The sequence below is a fragment of the Emergencia sp. JLR.KK010 genome, from assembly GCF_037018265.1.
In the GTDB taxonomy this organism is placed as follows: Bacteria; Bacillota; Clostridia; order Peptostreptococcales; family Anaerovoracaceae; genus Senimuribacter; species Senimuribacter intestinalis.
In genome coordinates, this window is sequence record NZ_CP143550.1 from 2,216,519 (window position 1) to 2,233,325 (window position 16,807).

Consider the following 16,807-nt stretch of genomic DNA (forward strand, 5'->3'; position numbering starts at 1 on the left):
TTCTTTTTCTATTTCTCGATAAATTCATGTAAATCCTTTGTCAGCATCTCATAGGATACATCGCCCACATACGCCATATGACCGGACGGATAATCCTTGATGATGACCTGTCCTTCCTCCTGCGCCATATGTGCAAAGCTATAGCGAGCGTTGCCCATCGGTGTACATAGATCATAAATGCCGTTGGCAACTAAAACTCGCAGCTTAGGATTTCTTCGGAGGGCTTCCTGCAAAGAAATAAATGGTGAACGTACAGCTTTGTAATCCCATTTCATGTTAGTGTCAAAGTTGATGGCTTTATATGCCCTGTCAAGATCAATGCCAAGAAGTTCTCTGCCTTCACCATTCATAATACCTGCATAATATGCCGTGTATTTTCCCATGGCACCGTCGTCTGCCACCGGATCTGGAATCTGAAGCCCGTGATATAAATCCATGGTGTAACGTCCATCGTAAAGACCGACCACTTTACCCAGCGATGTTTCCCCATATATCTTTGGAAATTCTGAGACTGTCAGTCTGATTCCATTTGCAAGGAACCAGCTTTTTGGTACGCCTGTAAAATAGGATAATTTTTCGATACAGGCTGTCATCTCTGCTTCCGGCAGGCGATTTCCAAGATATAAAGCGCGCAGATAAGTATCTGCCGCAAAAGTATAGCTTTCTTCTATGAATGCTTCCAGCGTGATGCCAGATACAGGCTGGTGATAATACCGTGTTGCTGCCAAAGTCGGCAGATTCAAAACGCTGTTTTCCATACTGCCTTCCGTCATTGGATTCAAAGAAGAATCTGCGGTCAAAACAGTACCCATAAGGATAATCCCATCTACGGCAATGCCGGTGCAAGTCCGATTTGGAAAGGTCGGCCCGCCCATCAGGGCATTAGCAAGAACGGACGCGCGCAGCGTGCCATAGCTTTCGCCCATAATATATTTCGGCGCGTTCATGCGGTTATACCTTGTAAGCCATCTTTCAATGACTAGTGCCATCGCTGCCGCATCCTGGTCGATGCCAAAGAACTCCGGCGCAGCGGACGGATCGATTAAGACGCCGTAGCCGCAGGTAACCGGATCCATCACCACGATATCGCAAACATCTAACAGACATCTGTCATTGTTTACCAGCGTATACGGACCATTTTGCTGCGGATCTGTCGGGTTTTCAAAATCTATTTTTTTCGGCGACAGAAGCCCCCAGTGAAGCCACAAGGCGGAAGATCCCGGTCCGCCGTTAAAGGCAAACAATACAGGCCTTACCTTAGCTTCTTCCTCTGTCACGTCTGTTCTGAAATAGGAATAAGTAAACACAGAACCTTTTGGAGCGCCTTCTTCATCAGTCAGCACATTGTCTTCTGAAATTACCTGATATGGAATTTCTGTTCCCTCTATTGTCACCATACCTTTTCTTACAAAAGATACCGGTTCAAAGGGTTTTTGCTGCATCTTTAACATTTTCTTCCTCCATAATTTGTATAATAGCGAATCATTACTGTGCAGCATTTTGCCAGCTATGTCCACACAGTTTTCCATAGCACACTCTTGTGATATGTTCAATAACATGTTATTTTAAATAAATTTTACGACTTTTCTGTCAACCGTAATTGAAAAAGTCCAAAAATAAGTGCAATATTAGCACCAAAAAGCAAGGGTTACCGTGAGCAGTTAAACAGCCCAGGTTGCTTCGTTACCATACATAGCGTAGACATGTTTCATAAAGTTATCTTTGCGCCAAGGATGATGCATAGGCGGGATATTTTGCTTCTTTGGCTTCTTCGCTGCTGCAAGTTCTTTTTCTGTATTGAAATTCCGAGATACTTCTTCATGCAACGGAATCTCTTCCAAGGCGTAAATTCGCCCGTTTACGTTGCAAAACAGCCTGCCGCTAAGGGTCTGCGCTACCAGCACCTGCGTTCCTTTGTAGTAGTTTGTATGCATGCCGGATTCATCCAACATTTTGTACCGATGGTTGTTGAACCGAATGGAATGACCGGCATCCACTATACGGGGTGTGAGCAAGGAAAGAAACAGGTCGATTTTGTCTTTTGAGGGTTGTGTTTCAAATACAGACGTGGTAGGATTAAGGGGTAGAGCGAACTGTGCGTTGAATTTCTTTATGTAGGAGTGAAGGAATTCATTTGCCTGCTCCAGGTTTTTCACGCCTGCCAGTCGTAATTCGACAGGCAGGCGTGATTGTAAGGTTTTAAAAAGACGTTCAACTCTGCCCTTGGCTTGTGGTATACTGGTTGTTTTTAAATCGACACCGAATTGCTTGCATGCATAAGCAAACTGCGTAAATGTATCATTCTCCAAATTTGGAGAATTTTTCTTTTTGTATTCAAATACGGTTCTGCGGTCAGTGTAGAACATATAGGGAATGCCATAATTTTCAAGAATTTGGCGGAAGACCTGGTAGTATCCATGTAAGGTTTCCTGGCTGTCAAAATATGCGCCGACAAGGGTTCCCGTGGCATCGTCAATGGCGGCATGCAGATGGCTTTTGTTTTCGCCAAACCAAAGATGTACAGACGCATCCATTTGAATCATCTCACCGGCATAGGAACATCTGGCTCTGGTAGGATGTGCATCTTCCAGGTCAACGATTGCAGTCTGAAGGCTTTCTTTTTCTGTCTTTGATGTTGCAGTATCCTTTTGGGTTTTTAGCTTGTCTTTGAGTTTCCTGCGAGTCCGTTTCCATGCAAGGGGAGAGAGAATGTCATGAGAGTAAAGCAGATTTCTGACGGTTCCCTCTGAGACCCGGATATCTTCATTCTCAGCCAATTTTTCTGTGAAATGCGTAAGGTTCGAATCATAGTATTTGTTCTGGTAGAGAAGCAGGATAGACTCTTTTAACTCCTCAGAGAGAGCAGATGCAGGTCTTCTGCCTTTGTTTCCGTGGGAAAAGAATTCTTTTCCCTGCGTCTCATAACCTTTGAGCATTCGGTTTACGTGGCGGACGGTACAGCCTAGCTCGACGGCAGCTCTTTTCTTGTTTCCGTTTGTTTCTTTTAGCTTTTTAATCACTTCGTACTTTTTCTGTTCTTTCATTCTAAGTTCAACCTTTCTGATAAAAACCACCTCCGAAGAGATAGTTTACTATGATATGTGTTTTTTAGGAATCCTTTTGGGACATTTTCTCTTGCGCTTTCTTAAGACATTATCACTTTTGGAGCAGATATTTTAAATAAATTTTACGACTTTTCTTGCCATTTGTAAATTTATCGTTTATAATGATTTCATTAAATAAATTAATGGCAGAAAGGAGACCCTTCTATGATTGATATACAGGATATCCTCTGTGTGCTGGAGGTTGCAAAGGAAAAGAGCATTACCAATGCCGCGGCGAATATGTTTATCACGCAGTCTGCCGTTTCACAGAAAATTGCCAGAACAGAAAAAGAACTGGGCGTGACCCTCTTTGACAGAACCAATCGCAGTGTGGAACTGACAGAAGATGGAATTGCCTTTGCAAAACAGGGTTCACATTTGGTAGAAGAATGGGAATCTTTTCTTGCCGAAATGAAAAAACGCGCAGAGAAAAAAGCGCAGTTTTTAACGATCGGCATGCACGCGCTATCCATCTACTCCGATTTACCGGAATTAATTGCCGGTTTTACGACTGCGCATCCAAACTGGAAAGTAAACCTCTCCACCCATAATGATAGTTTCAAAAGCGTGCAGGGCGGTAAAATTGATTTTTTCTTTATCTTTACAAATATGGAAAACCTGGCTGAGGAGTATGCCCTCTCACAGATTCCTCTAAAGGAAGATACTTTATGCATTCTCCTCCATAAAGCAGATTCCCTTACCAGCAAAGAGATTGTCGAAGCAGAAGACTTGGCCGGATACCATCTCATTTCCTGGAACACTGAATTAATGGAATCTTTTCCAGAAGATCTGGGCATCACCCTCACAGTATGTGAAGACAGTTTTCTGCCATCTTTAATCACAAAACCGGGCAGCTTTACCCTAACACCAAAAAGCCGATGCGAAAAAATTATGCGGCAATATGAAAATTTACGTGCGATTCCGTTTAAATCAAAAGGAATAATCCCTATCCTCACCCTTTACCTGGTATACAATCCTAATAAGCCACTTGTCGAAACCCATCCCTTCCTGCAGTATACAGTAGACTATTACAAACAGCAACAAGAACGCTAGATGAAAAAACGGGAAAATCACGAGTAGGATTTTCCCGTCCGTTCATCACTCCTTTATCATCGATCTCACATCCTGTAAAAACGCGGCTTTTCCTTCTTTGCTGGAGTAAACGCCATGTCCGCCGGGATATTCCTTTGTCACAACCCTCCCATAAGCAATTCCGCTGTGGCTAAACTGATATCTGGTATTTCCAGCTAATGTGCAGAGATCGTATAGCCCGCTTGCCATGAAAATTTTCATATCCGGCATCCGTTCTGCTGCCTCTCGCAGACAGTCCATGTGGGATTTTCCATTTTCCGCAGTGTAGTTCCAGTCAGGATATACATTCAGATTACCAGTATAATATATTCGCTGCGTATCCACACCTAGCTTCGGCGTCAGAATACCATTCATAACCGAAAGAGGTATATTTCCATCGCCAACCATATTATAGACTCCCGCAAGAGGTGACGTCACGCGCCCGTCATATAAATCAACACGGCGTTCTTTATGACGAACCACCTGGGTCATAAAATCATCCAGAGTCCGCAGTTTTAATCTGCTATTTTCAAAATACGCAGCGTCCATTCCTGTATATTTGGCAAGTTCCGCCGCAAGCTCCTTTATTTCCTCCAGACTGCAGTCATCTCCTGCAAAGAGCGCCGGCAAAAGCCGTGTTCTTCCAAATGTCCAGGCTGCCTCCACAAAAGCGTTTCTTTCCTCGTCTTCCTGATGATTATGATACCAGTTAACTGCCGCCATAGATGGAAGTGCCGCCGTAACGAGTTCCAGGGCAGGGTCAATCAATTCGTTTCCCGACTTTCCCACAGAGAGCGCCGAACCAATTAAAATGACACCGGCTACCGGCACTCCGAGCATCATCCGATTTCCATAGAACGGATTTCTTCCCAATTCATCCAGTACCCTGCAGGCTCTGATTGTGCCGTAGCTCTCTCCGCATAAATATACTGGGCTGTTCCATCTTTGATGCTTTTTCAGCCAGCTGACAATAGCAAAAGCAATACTGCGTGCATCCCCGTCCACCGAAAAGTAATGTTTCGCTGCTTCGTCCCGAAAGAGTCTGGAATATCCTACTCCCACCGGATCCATATATACAAGGTCACAAAGGTCCAAAATCGTGTCTGCTTCTATTTCCAGCCCATAGATTGGATTTTTTTCTTCGTCTCTGGCAATACAGTAAGGGCCAAAGCATTCCAGCTGCAACATGGAGACCGCACTGCCAGGTCCCCCATTCCACAAAAACATAACCGGTCGCTGGCTGTTTTCATCATCCGTTCTGAGATAAGAAATTGTTGAAATTACAGCTTCTGTTCTGCCTTCCTCATCATAAAAGCTGTGATCCTCTGTCACCGCTTCAAATGCAATCCTGCCGTCACGCAATGGTGCTTCTAATTTCTGAGCAGCGTGAAGCGGCTGAAAAGTTTCTGTCGTATATGGATGAATTTTATTCATGTTTTCTCCCTCCAAATTCTGCATCCGCGTACACCTGCTTTCCATCCACATATGTCGCAACACACTTTGAGGTGGACAGCAGCGCATTTCCTGTATAAATTGAGAAATCTGCATCCTTTCCTTCTTCTAACGTGCCGATATGTTCTGACAAGCCTAGCAGTTCCGCAGGCAAAGTAGTGATGGATGCCAGCGCATGTTTTTCGGATAAACCATGACCCATCGCAAAGCCCGCCATATACGGCAGCATCCTTGTTGTTGTCACACCATCCGCAGTCAGCACAATATCGCACCCAGCCTCTTCTAGTACGGAAAAGCATTCCATGGACATATCATATTTGGCCGCCATTGAGTTCTGCATCGGTCCAAACGGCACACCGTTCAGCAGCACTGTTTGGGCATGTGCTGTCCAGAATTCAGGAAGCTTCCACGCTTCGTAAAGGCCATCCAGAATATAGTCCAGTCCAAATTCCTCACAAAGCTTTACGGCAGGAGGAATATCCTGGGCTGCCAAGACGTAAACCCTCACCTTTATTTCTCGCTTCAACGCCTTTGCCAATACTACGGTTTTCGGATCAGCTGGTTTTTCACCGCTTTCCACCACATCCTTTACACGGCAAAGTTCACTGTAGAGCATATCCATCAGCGCCATGCGGGTCATTGGCGGCTGCCCTTTCTGTTTAAAACCCATCAGCGGGTAATCACCAACACACAAATGCAGCTGCTGCGTACCTGGCAGAAACATTTCATCTGCCGTTTCACTTTTCCTTAGCTTAAACGCAATTCCCTGTCCATCTATAATCACGCCATGGCCAGCCGCAGCATAAGCTGTCGTAATACCGACCGCTCTGGCTCTTTCAATCGCCTGTGAAAACGGATCAAATCCATCTGCCGTAGTTAACTGCGGCTGCATTGCTGCGCCTAAATCACAGCCGTCCCAAGTATCTTCCATATAGTTGAATGGTTCTTTGTTGATACCAAGATGGCTGGACGCATCGATAAATCCAGGATAAATCTCATATTCCCCTGCGTCCACTACCTCTGCTGTTTCAGGGTATTTCGTACTCATACCAATTGATTTTATTTTTCCATCTTCAATGATCATAATACCCGGCGTTAGAACCCTGTCAGGAGATACAATGATTGTCTTTGCTTTCATTACTGTCATGCTCATAGCTACGCCTCCTTTTTATAATTGTAAATTATTCCGTCTATCATCGTCATTTCACAGTTCGTCGTATTTAAAAGCGGATTTCCATTAAATACCGCAAGGTCTGCGTCCTTTCCTACTTCCACTGCACCGATTCTATGTTCCAAATGCAGGTTTCTTGCCGCCTCTATCGTAAGCCCCCGCATCGCTGCCTCCTGTGACAGTCCATAAGCGGTACAGACCCCTGCAAGCGATGGCAGCATCAAAGTATCTGTATCCCACGACGCATCCTGAATTAGGGAAAACTTTACGCCTTCCCGCTCCAACATACCAGGATTGACCGGATCAATTGTTTCAAGTTCATATTTCAGCGGATTCATCAAAAGCGGTCCCAGGCAGCAGCGAACATTATGTTGCCCCAAAAACTCTGCAACTAATCTGCCGCCGGTCACATGCTCCAACGTATAATCGAGACCAAACTCCTCAGAAATTTTGACGGCCGTAACGATATCCCGTGGATCATGACAATGAATTTTCACCAGTCTCTTTCCCTGCAGCGCCTCTGCTACAGGAATGTTCTGCCAGTTTGCTGCGCTTTCAAAATCAAAATTTCCCGCGTCAAGCTGCGCCTTTACACTGTAAAATGCCTGCCGCAGTACTGCGGCGTTTCCCATGCGGCTAGCTGGTGAAACACCTTTTTTCCCCATAAACATTTTAGGATTGTCTCCCAGCGCCAGCTTCAGTGGCTGGCACTCTGCCAATTCTATCTCATCGACGACTGCCGCATCTTTTAATTTTATCGTCACACCGGTGCCATTGATTAAAGCTTCTGAACCCGGTAAAATGCAGTATGTAGTAAAACCGCCGCCGCGCACCTTTGCGATGGCTGGATCTATTGGGCTGATTGCTTCTCTAACAGAAAAAAATGGTCTAACTGGATTTGTTGTCATCTCATTGGTGTCATTCCCTGTTGCCAGGTGACCGTGGGATTCAATAAGCCCTGGTGTCACCCACTTATCCTTTGCGTCTATAATCTGACAGTCTGCAAAGGCGATAAAACCATCCCGCACTTCTCTTATTTTATTCTTTTCTACAATCACGGTCTGCCTATCCTTATAAGTACCGTCTGGCTGCAGCAGTCTACCGCACTGAATTGCTAATTTCTTTTCCATCTAAGCTTCCTTTCGTTTCAAAGTTTTGACTCTATCAATCTTGCTGACGACGACTGATGTGTTCAATAACATGTTATTCTAAGTAAAGTTTACGTCTTTCCTTGCCTTTTGTAAATTTATCATTTATAATGGCATCGTAAAATAGATTAATGATAAGAAAGGATTGTCTGAAATGATTGATATGAAGGATATTCTCTGCGTCTTGTCAGTGGCGGAAGAAAAGAGCATTACTAAAGCGGCAGCAAAACTATTCCTAACCCAGTCTGCCGTATCCCAAAGAATTACCAGAGTCGAAAAAGAACTAGGCATGGTACTCCTCCTGAGAAACAACCGCAGTGTAGAGCTAACCGATGCCGGACACCACTTTGTAGAAAATGCCAGCGTGCTAATTGCACAATGGAAAGGATTTCTCCACAAAATGGAAAGCTTTTCTTCGACCCACCAAGAGGGCGGTAGTATTAATATTGCCCTGCTTTCGCTGGCAATCTATTCAGAGCTGCCGCAGGTAGTCTCCGCTTTTATGTCTTCAAATCCTCACTGGACAGTCAATTTTATAAATGACACCATGGTAAATGATGTTGCGTTCAGCAAACTTCTTTCAGAAGAAATTGATTTTTATTTCCTTCATGCAACTACAGGTGCGTTAAACAATTTACAGCAAATAGGCTTCGCCCCGCTGTTTTCTGACTCCTTATCCATCCTGCTGTGCCGTACGGACCCTCTTTCAAAAAAAGAGATCATCCATGCAGAGGATCTTGCTGACGGTCATCTGATTACCTACTCGGCTGACCAGATTGAAATTTTTCCGGCATCTCTGAAGATTTCCTCCAGTGTCTGCAATAGCAATTTCCTTCCGTCCATGATTACAAAACCGGGAGACTTCTCTCTTGCGCCTCAGAGCCGTTGTGCTCCTATTCTGAACCAGTATCCTCATCTCTGTGCGCTGCCCTTTCAAGCTCCTGCAAACAACCATCAGCTGACTTTTTATTTGGTTTACAGCGCAAATCGTCCCAAGATTGAAGCTCACCCATTCTACCGATTTGTAATAGATTACTATGAAAACAAGAAAACATATTAAAGAAAAAAACGGGAAAATCTCAGAAAAGATTTCCCGTTTTTTGCACTAAGTCATTACATCCTTATTTACACAAATCATAAATCGCGGTCGCAAACAGCATTCCGCTTACCAGTAGCTGATCAATTTCCGCAAACTCATCCGGTCCATGCATTTTGTTATCCACATTAAGCTTTGCGCAGCCAAAAGCAACGCCGCCCGATAAACCGTGCACATAAGTACCGCCGCCGATGGCGATACATTCTCCCTTTTCGCCAAACCATGTTTCATAATGTGCAAGAAGTGTCTTGACAAGCGGTGTATCCGGCGATACATAATGCGGCGCGCTAATACTGGTCTCTGCTGTATAACCGGCTGCCTTCAGTTTCTCAGGCAGCGGCGCAAAATCAGGTTCGCTCATGGAAATCGGCGTCCGGCTGTCCACCTCTGCAAAGAGATTTCCCGTTTCATCGATGTTCAAAATATTAAAGGACACACTGATTTCACCGGATTCCTCATCCTGTCCGTAAATGCCTGCAGATCTGCCGTGACCATCGCCATGGGGAAAGATTTCGTGCAGCGCCTTAAGCATTGAAAAATCTGCCTCCGGCAGTTTCGCTAGTAGCTGCAACATTGCTGTCGCCGCATTGTTGCCCGCGTCAGGATCTGCCGCATGGGCGGCAATGCCTTTTAAGGCAACGTGAAGCTGTGTGCCCTCAGATGCAAGCGCAGTTTCTACACCGGTTTCTTCCGCCAGCTGCGCAAGGAGCTTTCGCATCTCTTCTTCACAAACACCAGAAATCACAGCCTCCGCGTCTGCCGGAATGACGTTGCTCTTAGTGCCGCACTGCACCGATTGAATCTTTACAACGCCTGTCTGTTTTGGCAGAATTCCATTAATTTTCACACCGAAATGCCCTTTTTCCAAGTTAATCAAAGGATAATCCGCATCTGGTGAGAATGTCATCTCCGCAGGGCTTGTCTTTGTCCAATAGTAGTCCAAATCAGAACTGCCGCATTCTTCGTCGCAGCCGACTACAACCCGGACCCCTTGCTGCAGAGAAATTCCCAGTTCCTTGATCGCGCGAAGTGCGTAAATGGCAGCAAGCGCTGGTCCCTTATCATCAGCGGTTCCTCTGCCGTATACTTTTCCGTCCACTTCTTTCATCACAAAAGGCTCTGTTACTGTCCAGCCTTTACCCTCCGGCACGACGTCCAAGTGCGCCAGGATTTCCAATTTCCGCTCTTTGCTGTCGTCCAGCTGAATAATGCCTACATAATTCTCCCAGTTTTCCGTGTAAAGTCCATAGCCTGCGGCGATTTCCAGCGTTTTTGCCAGCGCCTGCGCCGGACCTTCCCCGTAAGGCATACCCTCTTTCGCCTCTGTTCTTTGGCTATCTATAGCGATTAACGCTGCTAAATCCTGCAGAAACTCTGCACGATGCGCTTCAAAATAAGCCTTTACCTGCGGCATAGTATCCAGTATCCTCTGTTCCATTTTCCTAACCTTCTTTCTCTTGTGTTTACAGTATCATTCTATCATGGCTTTTAGTGCTGTCAATAGGATTTCTTGTAAAAAGCCTTTTCTTTTTGTTATATAATACAAATTGCTATCTTGTAGTCTTCTTGCCCGATTATACACGGTAAAATTCCTCTTGACACGAGTCCGACTTCGGACTATACTATATATTGTTGTCAAAAGTCCGATTTCGGACTTGTCTCAGTTTTCGCTGCTTACGGCAAGCGACAGTTCATACAGGAGGTTTTTTTGATGAAAACAGTTTTAAGTCCAGAATTTTTGGAGTTCAACCGTCTATATAAGGAAGAAAGCGATATTTACAGGGAAGTCGCCATGCGTCTTGGCTCCTGCAACAGCGCAATCAGCATTCTCTACGATTTGTGCTGTCTGGGAGAAGGCTGCACGCAGAAAGACATCTGCGACAATTCCTATCTCAGTAAGCAGACCGTCAATTCCTCCATCCGCAAACTGGAATCAAACGGCTATATTTATTTGGAAAAAGGCAAAGGCCGCAATTTGCAAATCTATCTGACAGACAGCGGGCATAAGATTGTTGAAGAGAAAATTCTCCCTGTCATGGGTATGGAAATGCGTGCGTTTTCTGCGCTGGGTGATAGCGGCGAGGTACTGCTGCAGCTCATGCGCAGGTATCTTGGCAACTTGCGTCAGGAAGTTGCATCCTTGAAATAACATATACCTAAATTGCAAAAGGAGGGATTCTACATGCGAATACAACTATCAGAACATTTCACATATAAAAAACTCTTTCTCTTTGTCCTGCCATCTATCGTCATGATGATTTTTACATCCATTTACTCGATTATCGATGGTCTTTTCGTGTCCAACTTTGTGGGCAAAACAGCTTTCGCTGCAGTCAACCTGATTATGCCAATTTTCGGAGCGCTCAGCGCCATTGGTTTTATGCTGGGTACCGGCGGCAGCGCCATCGTTGCGAAAACCTTAGGAGAAAAGAAACAGGATCTTGCCAATCAGTATTTTTCCATGCTGATTTACGCTTTAATCATCGGCGGCGTCACCATTTCCCTAGTGGCACAGATTTTTGTCCGCCCCATACCCATTCTGCTGGGCGCAGAAGGTGAACTGCTGGAATACTGCGTGCTTTATTGCCGCATTATGCTGATTTCACTGCCCTGCTTTATGCTGCAGTGCGCCTTTCAGACCTTTTTTGTCGCTGCTGAAAAACAGAAGCTGGGACTTTACGTCTCCATTATTTCCGGCGTCCTCAACATGTTGTTTGACTTTCTGTTCATTGCGGTATTTCACTGGGGTATTGCAGGCGCGGCAATCGCTACTGCCATCGGAGAAATCTTTGGAGGCATTTTCCCAATCGTTTACTTTGCAAGGAAGAACAACAGCCTGCTTGCACTGACTCGAACTAAATTCTATCCAAAGGCACTGTTAAAAGCCTGCACCAACGGTTCTTCTGAGCTTTTAAGCAGTTTTTCCTCCTCCCTTGTCGGTGCACTTTACAATCTGCAGCTGCTGCGTTTTGCAGGAGAAAACGGTGTTGCTGCCTACGGCACAATCATGTACGTCAACTTCATCTTTGCTGCTATCTATCTGGGCTATAGTATGGGCTGCGCACCGATTGTCAGCTATAATTACGGCGCAGAAAATCATGCAGAACTAAAAAATCTGTTTAAAAAAAGCACCCGCGCCATCATCTGCTGCGGCATTGTACTGGTATGGCTGGCAGAGCTTCTAGCTGTGCCGCTTGCTACCATCTTTGTCGGCTACGACAAGACTCTCTTTGAAATGACCTGCCAAGGATTCCGTATCTGCGCCATGTCATTCCTGATTTGCGGAATGAATATTTTCGGTTCTTCCTTCTTTACTGCGCTGAACAATGGCCCGCTCTCTGCGCTGATTTCATTCCTTAGAACGCTGGTATTCCAGGTATCCATCATCCTGACTCTGCCACTGCTTCTGGGACTTACAGGCATCTGGCTTTCCGGAATTACCGCAGAAATATTAACGCTGGCAGTTACTGTCACCTGCCTGGTTCTCAATCGAAAAAAATATCATTATCTATAAATCTGTTTCCGCACCATTTTCTTTGAAAAACTAACCAATGGTGGGAGTTGAAATCAGTCCGAATAAAAAACTGCACCATTTTGACTAAAAGGCCATGTCATGGTGCAGTTTTTCTAGGTTGGGATTCTTTACTAATTCCATTTTTGAAATTTACTGGTATATTATGGAATTTCAAGTGCGCATACAAATGTGATATATTTCCAATATCTTACGAATCTGTAATTGCACGGCAATATCGCATCTTTTTCCCGCACCATTTCTATCGATTTAAGAAAAAATGGTGCAGATTTTACAATTGCCAAAAATCAAAGTGCACCATAATCGCAATTTTATCCCAAAATGGTGTAGAAACAGCGAGGCTGCCCTAATAATATCAAGGCAGCCTACTTTAATTATCTGTTCATCTCTAAATCCCAATCTTCTAAATTGGTATGCAGCAGCTGATGTGCTCTATGGGAATTGGGCTCTCCCAGGAACTCCTCATAGGTAAGCTGCACAGCTGAATTTTCATGAGAAAATCTGAGATTTGAGAATTTGTCCAGTCCATAGAGGATTTCTCCTCTGGCTTCTGCAAACTCATAGCCATCTTTGACCGGCTGTCCGCCTCCACCGACACAGCCACCGGGACATGCCATGATCTCAACAAAGTCATAATCAACTTCTCCCCGCTTTATCGCCTCCATCAGTTTACCGGTATTGCCTAGACCGCTGGCAACTGCCACTTTTACCTTCATGCCTTTGATTTCAAAGGTGGCTTCCTTCCAGCCGTCCATCCCGCGAACGCTCTTAAAGCTGTCGACTTCCGGATTTTCACCTGTTATAAGGAAATATGCACTTCGAAGAGCCGCTTCCATGACGCCGCCTGTAGCGCCGAAGATAACCCCTGCTCCAGATCCTTCTCCAAAGATTTCGTCAAACTCTTCCTCTTTCAGGTCATAAGCCTGGATATTATCAGCACGAATCAGTCTGTCCATCTCTCTGGTGGTCAGTACTAAATCCACATCTTTTCCATGACCTGCATCATCTACCTGCGGCACGCCCTTTTCATATTTCTTGGAAAGACACGGCATGATGGAGACGGAGAAAATTTTATCCGGATTAATGCCCAGCTTCTGGGCGATATAAGTCTTTGCCATCGCCCCAAACATCTGCTGCGGTGATTTTGCCGTAGACAGATTCTTCACATATTCCGGATACTGGGTTTTGACAAACCGAACCCACCCCGGACAGCAAGAAGTAAACATCGGCCAGCTATACTGCTCCTTGTGGGTAAATCTCTCGATAAATTCGCTGCCCTCTTCCATAATTGTAAGGTCCGCGCTGTATGTAGTGTCAAAGATATAATCAAATCCAATTCTGCGCAATGCGCTGACCATTTTTCCGGTGGTCGCCTCTGTCTTGGAAATACCGATTCCCTCGCCCCAGGCAGTTCTCACCGCTGGCGCAATCTGTACCATGGTGATTTTCTCAGGATCTGCAAGAGCGTCTCTGAGAAGACGCAAATCATCCCTTTCTCTAAGCGCACCTACCGGGCAATGGGTAATGCACTGTCCGCAAAGAGCACAATCCGCTTCTGTTATCTTGCGATTATTGGATACCCCCACAGAAGCTCTATAGCCAGAACCATTAATGTCCCAGACATTCAATCCCTGCACTTTATCACAAATCTGTACACATCGCATACATTTCACACACTTGGATGCTTCACGAATCAGCGGCAATTCAAAATCCCATCTTGTCTTTTCATGTACATCTTTATAAGGCTGTTCAATAATGCCAAGGTCATTGGCAATCTTCTGCAAGGTACAGTTTCCGCTCTTGACGCACTGGACACATTTACAGTCATGATCTGAAAGAATCAATTCTACATTAATTCGTCTAACTTCTCTGACCTTTGGGCTGTTAGTCAGAATCTCAACACCCTCTTCTACTTCTGTATTACAAGCGGTGACCAGCTTTTCCATGCCGACTTTCTCGACCAGACAGACTCTGCAGGCGCCGATTTCATTGATATCTTTTAAATAACAGAGATGTGGAATTTTAATTCCTACTCTTGCAGCAGCATCTAAAATTGTAGTACCAGCAGGTACTGCAATTTGCTGCCCATCAATTTTTAACTTTACCATTTTTCTATTCTGCCTCCTCTAAATGAACCAAATCCGCAGGCGTCGCAGCGCAGACATCTTGATGATTCTGCCAGAGATTCCTCTCTGGTCATTGGAAGTTCTACTGCGCCAAAGTCGCCACCTCGTTCTGAAGCATATCGTTCTTTTAATTCAATTCTGCCTCTTGCCTTCTGATCCTGCACTGGCGGTACAGGAATGTCTATATCTACTGTAATCTCATGATTATATCCGAGGTAATTGTCAATATTGGCTGCTGCAACCTTACCAGCAGCTACAGCATTGATTACGGTCGACGGACCAGTTACGCAATCTCCTCCAGCATAAATGCCCTGCACTTTGTCTACAACGCTGGATTTCTCTGTTTTGATATTTCCTCTGAATACCGGCACCCCATACTGTTCAAAGAATGTAAAGTCTGTAGCTTGTCCGATGGCAGAAATAACAATATCGCACCGCATTTTTACTCTTGGCAGATCCGCTGCCACGGGTCTTGGTCTTCCGGACTTATCTGCCTCACCTGCAATCTGCGGCTGCACATAAAGCCCCTTAACATTGCCGTTCTTATCTACAATAATTTCAGACGGTGCCATTAATTCCATCAACTGACAGCCTTCAGCTACTGCACCGCCGATTTCATCAGGCAGTGCCGTCATGTCGTCCCGTCTCCTTCTGTAAACGATGCATACCTCACTGGCACCCAACCTCTTGGCTGTTCTGGCTACATCCATGGCAACATTTCCGCCGCCGACAATGATAACAGATTTTCCATTGAAGTCCGGCATTGCATCATCGCCAATACCTCGGAGCATCTCCACAGCAGGCACTACGCCCTTTGCGTATTCGCCCGGAATGCCCAGGTTCTTATGGTTGTGGGAACCGATGGACAAATACATAGCATCGTAGTTTTCTTTGATCTCCCTGATGGCTTCCTCGGACTCCACGTCAGAGTCTGTGCGGAATTCTACGCCAGTGGACGCGATGGCGTCGATATCCCACTGCAGTCTTTCTCTCGGCAAGCGATAGCTTGGAATCCCGTAACGAAGCATACCTCCAAGCTGGGCTCTTTTTTCAAATACTGTTACATCGTGACCCATGATGGATAAAAAATATGCTGCGGAAAGTCCTGACGGACCGCCGCCAACTACTGCAATCTTCTTTCCTGTGTGATCCATTTTCTCCGGAACCGGTACGCTTTTGGAGCAGTTGTCCACTGCAAAGCGCTTCAGGCCTCTGATATTAATCGGCGCATCAATGATATTTCTTCTGCACTTGTCCTCACAAGGGTGTTCACAAATCAGCGCGCATACCGTTGGGAACGGATTATCTTTTCTGATAAGGCGTACCGCATCGTCATATCTTCCCGCATGAACAAGCGCTGTATAGCCGGGAACATCTACACCCGCCGGACAGGCTCCTCTGCATGGTACGGATTCTCTATGATTGATTACATTATCTGCACAGGCGTGGTTGAGAATATGAGACTCGTAGTCTTCTCTAAAGCCTTCCAAACCGCGCAGTACCATAGACGCTGCTTCAAAGCCAATGGCGCAATCCGCAGACACCTTGATGGCCTTTGCAGTTCTCTCAAGCGTGTCTAAAATGCTCAAATCCAAATTCGTGTCCATGGACAGAATATCTTCCAGCATATTCTGCAGCTGCCCAAGTCCTGTCCTGCATGGAACGCATTTGCCGCAGCTCTGTGCATGGCATAGCTTTAAAAACGCTGCCGCCATATCCACAGGGCACTGCCCTGCCGGACTTGCTGCAATTCTGCGCTCCAAATCTTTGTAAAGCCCTTCTACCGCTCTTTGGGCACGGTCCTTCGACTTCACGTAAAGTCTATCCATTCAAACTAACCTCCATTCATTTCCTTTTGAAACCTAAATGCTCCAAAATATTACATGTTATATTATAGCATCCAGCTCATTTTTTGTCAAAGTATACAAAAAATATTCGAAAAGTTTATTTTTTAACACAAGTTTAGTTTTATAATCTAACATAAATTCAGAAATATCTTTTTTCGAAAACCGAACAAAATCCCCTTTCTTCTTTCATTTGCTAAAGGAATTTTCCACACCAAAAATCTGGCAGAAAATACACCACCAACCACCTTATGCACAATTAT

At 45.2% G+C, this 16,807-nt stretch carries 12 protein-coding genes; 4 read left to right on the forward strand and 8 right to left on the reverse strand.

What is annotated here, in order from left to right; all coding sequences use genetic code 11:
* Window positions 1–8: 8 nt before the first annotated feature.
* Window positions 9–1,451, reverse strand: a complete 1,443-nt coding sequence (locus V1225_RS10655) for a hypothetical protein (protein ID WP_338546402.1) — start codon at window positions 1,449–1,451, stop codon at window positions 9–11.
* A gap of 210 nt (window positions 1,452–1,661) precedes the next feature.
* Window positions 1,662–3,044 carry an ISNCY family transposase gene (locus tag V1225_RS10660; protein WP_338545996.1) on the reverse strand — a complete coding sequence of 461 codons (1,383 nt, stop codon included), beginning with the start codon at window positions 3,042–3,044 and terminating at the stop codon, window positions 1,662–1,664.
* A gap of 225 nt (window positions 3,045–3,269) precedes the next feature.
* Between V1225_RS10660 and V1225_RS10665 the strand changes: the two genes are divergently transcribed.
* The gene (locus tag V1225_RS10665; RefSeq protein WP_251630453.1) at window positions 3,270–4,157 is read left to right on the forward strand and encodes a LysR family transcriptional regulator; all 888 of its coding nucleotides are present in this window, start codon (window positions 3,270–3,272) and stop codon (window positions 4,155–4,157) included.
* 45 nt (window positions 4,158–4,202) lie between these two features.
* Here the strand turns inward: V1225_RS10665 and V1225_RS10670 are convergent, their stop codons facing one another.
* From V1225_RS10670 to V1225_RS10680, 3 genes are read right to left on the reverse strand one after another with little or no spacing between them, the layout of a single operon-like run.
* Window positions 4,203–5,609 carry a hypothetical protein gene (locus V1225_RS10670; protein ID WP_251630454.1) on the reverse strand — a complete coding sequence of 469 codons (1,407 nt, stop codon included), beginning with the start codon at window positions 5,607–5,609 and terminating at the stop codon, window positions 4,203–4,205.
* Complete coding sequence (locus tag V1225_RS10675; protein WP_338546405.1) at window positions 5,602–6,780, reverse strand: amidohydrolase family protein; 1,179 nt, start codon at window positions 6,778–6,780, stop codon at window positions 5,602–5,604. The genes V1225_RS10670 and V1225_RS10675 overlap by 8 nt, the downstream gene beginning before the upstream one ends.
* Before the next feature lie 2 nt (window positions 6,781–6,782).
* On the reverse strand, window positions 6,783–7,928 hold the full coding sequence (locus tag V1225_RS10680) for an amidohydrolase family protein (protein ID WP_251630456.1): 1,146 nt from the start codon (window positions 7,926–7,928) through the stop codon (window positions 6,783–6,785).
* Window positions 7,929–8,100: 172 nt separating this feature from the next.
* Between V1225_RS10680 and V1225_RS10685 the strand changes: the two genes are divergently transcribed.
* The gene (locus tag V1225_RS10685) at window positions 8,101–9,006 is read left to right on the forward strand and encodes a LysR family transcriptional regulator (protein ID WP_251630457.1); all 906 of its coding nucleotides are present in this window, start codon (window positions 8,101–8,103) and stop codon (window positions 9,004–9,006) included.
* Window positions 9,007–9,067: 61 nt separating this feature from the next.
* On the opposite strand, the gene V1225_RS10690 is transcribed toward V1225_RS10685, so the two are convergent.
* Window positions 9,068–10,480 (reverse strand): Sapep family Mn(2+)-dependent dipeptidase, encoded by a 1,413-nt coding sequence (locus V1225_RS10690; RefSeq protein ID WP_251630458.1) that lies wholly within the window; start codon window positions 10,478–10,480, stop codon window positions 9,068–9,070.
* A 273-nt stretch (window positions 10,481–10,753) separates the two neighbouring features.
* On the opposite strand from V1225_RS10690, the gene V1225_RS10695 reads away from it, so the two are divergent.
* Window positions 10,754–11,191: a winged helix-turn-helix transcriptional regulator gene (locus V1225_RS10695; RefSeq protein ID WP_161909276.1), complete on the forward strand. Its 438-nt coding sequence runs from the start codon at window positions 10,754–10,756 to the stop codon at window positions 11,189–11,191.
* Window positions 11,192–11,224: 33 nt separating this feature from the next.
* Complete coding sequence (locus V1225_RS10700) at window positions 11,225–12,556, forward strand: MATE family efflux transporter (protein ID WP_338546409.1); 1,332 nt, start codon at window positions 11,225–11,227, stop codon at window positions 12,554–12,556.
* Window positions 12,557–12,948: 392 nt separating this feature from the next.
* On the opposite strand, the gene V1225_RS10705 is transcribed toward V1225_RS10700, so the two are convergent.
* Window positions 12,949–14,682, reverse strand: coding sequence for an NADH-dependent [FeFe] hydrogenase, group A6 (locus V1225_RS10705; protein WP_251630459.1), 1,734 nt, complete (start codon window positions 14,680–14,682; stop codon window positions 12,949–12,951).
* On the reverse strand, window positions 14,676–16,529 hold the full coding sequence (locus tag V1225_RS10710) for an NAD(P)-binding protein (protein ID WP_160202387.1): 1,854 nt from the start codon (window positions 16,527–16,529) through the stop codon (window positions 14,676–14,678). The genes V1225_RS10705 and V1225_RS10710 overlap by 7 nt, the downstream gene beginning before the upstream one ends.
* Window positions 16,530–16,807 lie beyond the last annotated feature (278 nt).

Excerpts from the sequence above, each read along its gene's own strand:
- V1225_RS10655 (WP_338546402.1), bottom strand. The coding sequence starts at position 1,451 with ATGTTAAAGATGCAGCAAAAACCCTTTGAACCGGTATCTTTTGTAAGA.
- V1225_RS10660 (WP_338545996.1), bottom strand. The coding sequence starts at position 3,044 with ATGAAAGAACAGAAAAAGTACGAAGTGATTAAAAAGCTAAAAGAAACA.
- V1225_RS10665 (WP_251630453.1), top strand. The coding sequence starts at position 3,270 with ATGATTGATATACAGGATATCCTCTGTGTGCTGGAGGTTGCAAAGGAA.
- V1225_RS10670 (WP_251630454.1), bottom strand. The coding sequence starts at position 5,609 with ATGAATAAAATTCATCCATATACGACAGAAACTTTTCAGCCGCTTCAC.
- V1225_RS10675 (WP_338546405.1), bottom strand. The coding sequence starts at position 6,780 with ATGAGCATGACAGTAATGAAAGCAAAGACAATCATTGTATCTCCTGAC.
- V1225_RS10680 (WP_251630456.1), bottom strand. The coding sequence starts at position 7,928 with ATGGAAAAGAAATTAGCAATTCAGTGCGGTAGACTGCTGCAGCCAGAC.
- V1225_RS10685 (WP_251630457.1), top strand. The coding sequence starts at position 8,101 with ATGATTGATATGAAGGATATTCTCTGCGTCTTGTCAGTGGCGGAAGAA.
- V1225_RS10690 (WP_251630458.1), bottom strand. The coding sequence starts at position 10,480 with ATGGAACAGAGGATACTGGATACTATGCCGCAGGTAAAGGCTTATTTT.
- V1225_RS10695 (WP_161909276.1), top strand. The coding sequence starts at position 10,754 with ATGAAAACAGTTTTAAGTCCAGAATTTTTGGAGTTCAACCGTCTATAT.
- V1225_RS10700 (WP_338546409.1), top strand. The coding sequence starts at position 11,225 with ATGCGAATACAACTATCAGAACATTTCACATATAAAAAACTCTTTCTC.
- V1225_RS10705 (WP_251630459.1), bottom strand. The coding sequence starts at position 14,682 with ATGGTAAAGTTAAAAATTGATGGGCAGCAAATTGCAGTACCTGCTGGT.
- V1225_RS10710 (WP_160202387.1), bottom strand. The coding sequence starts at position 16,529 with ATGGATAGACTTTACGTGAAGTCGAAGGACCGTGCCCAAAGAGCGGTA.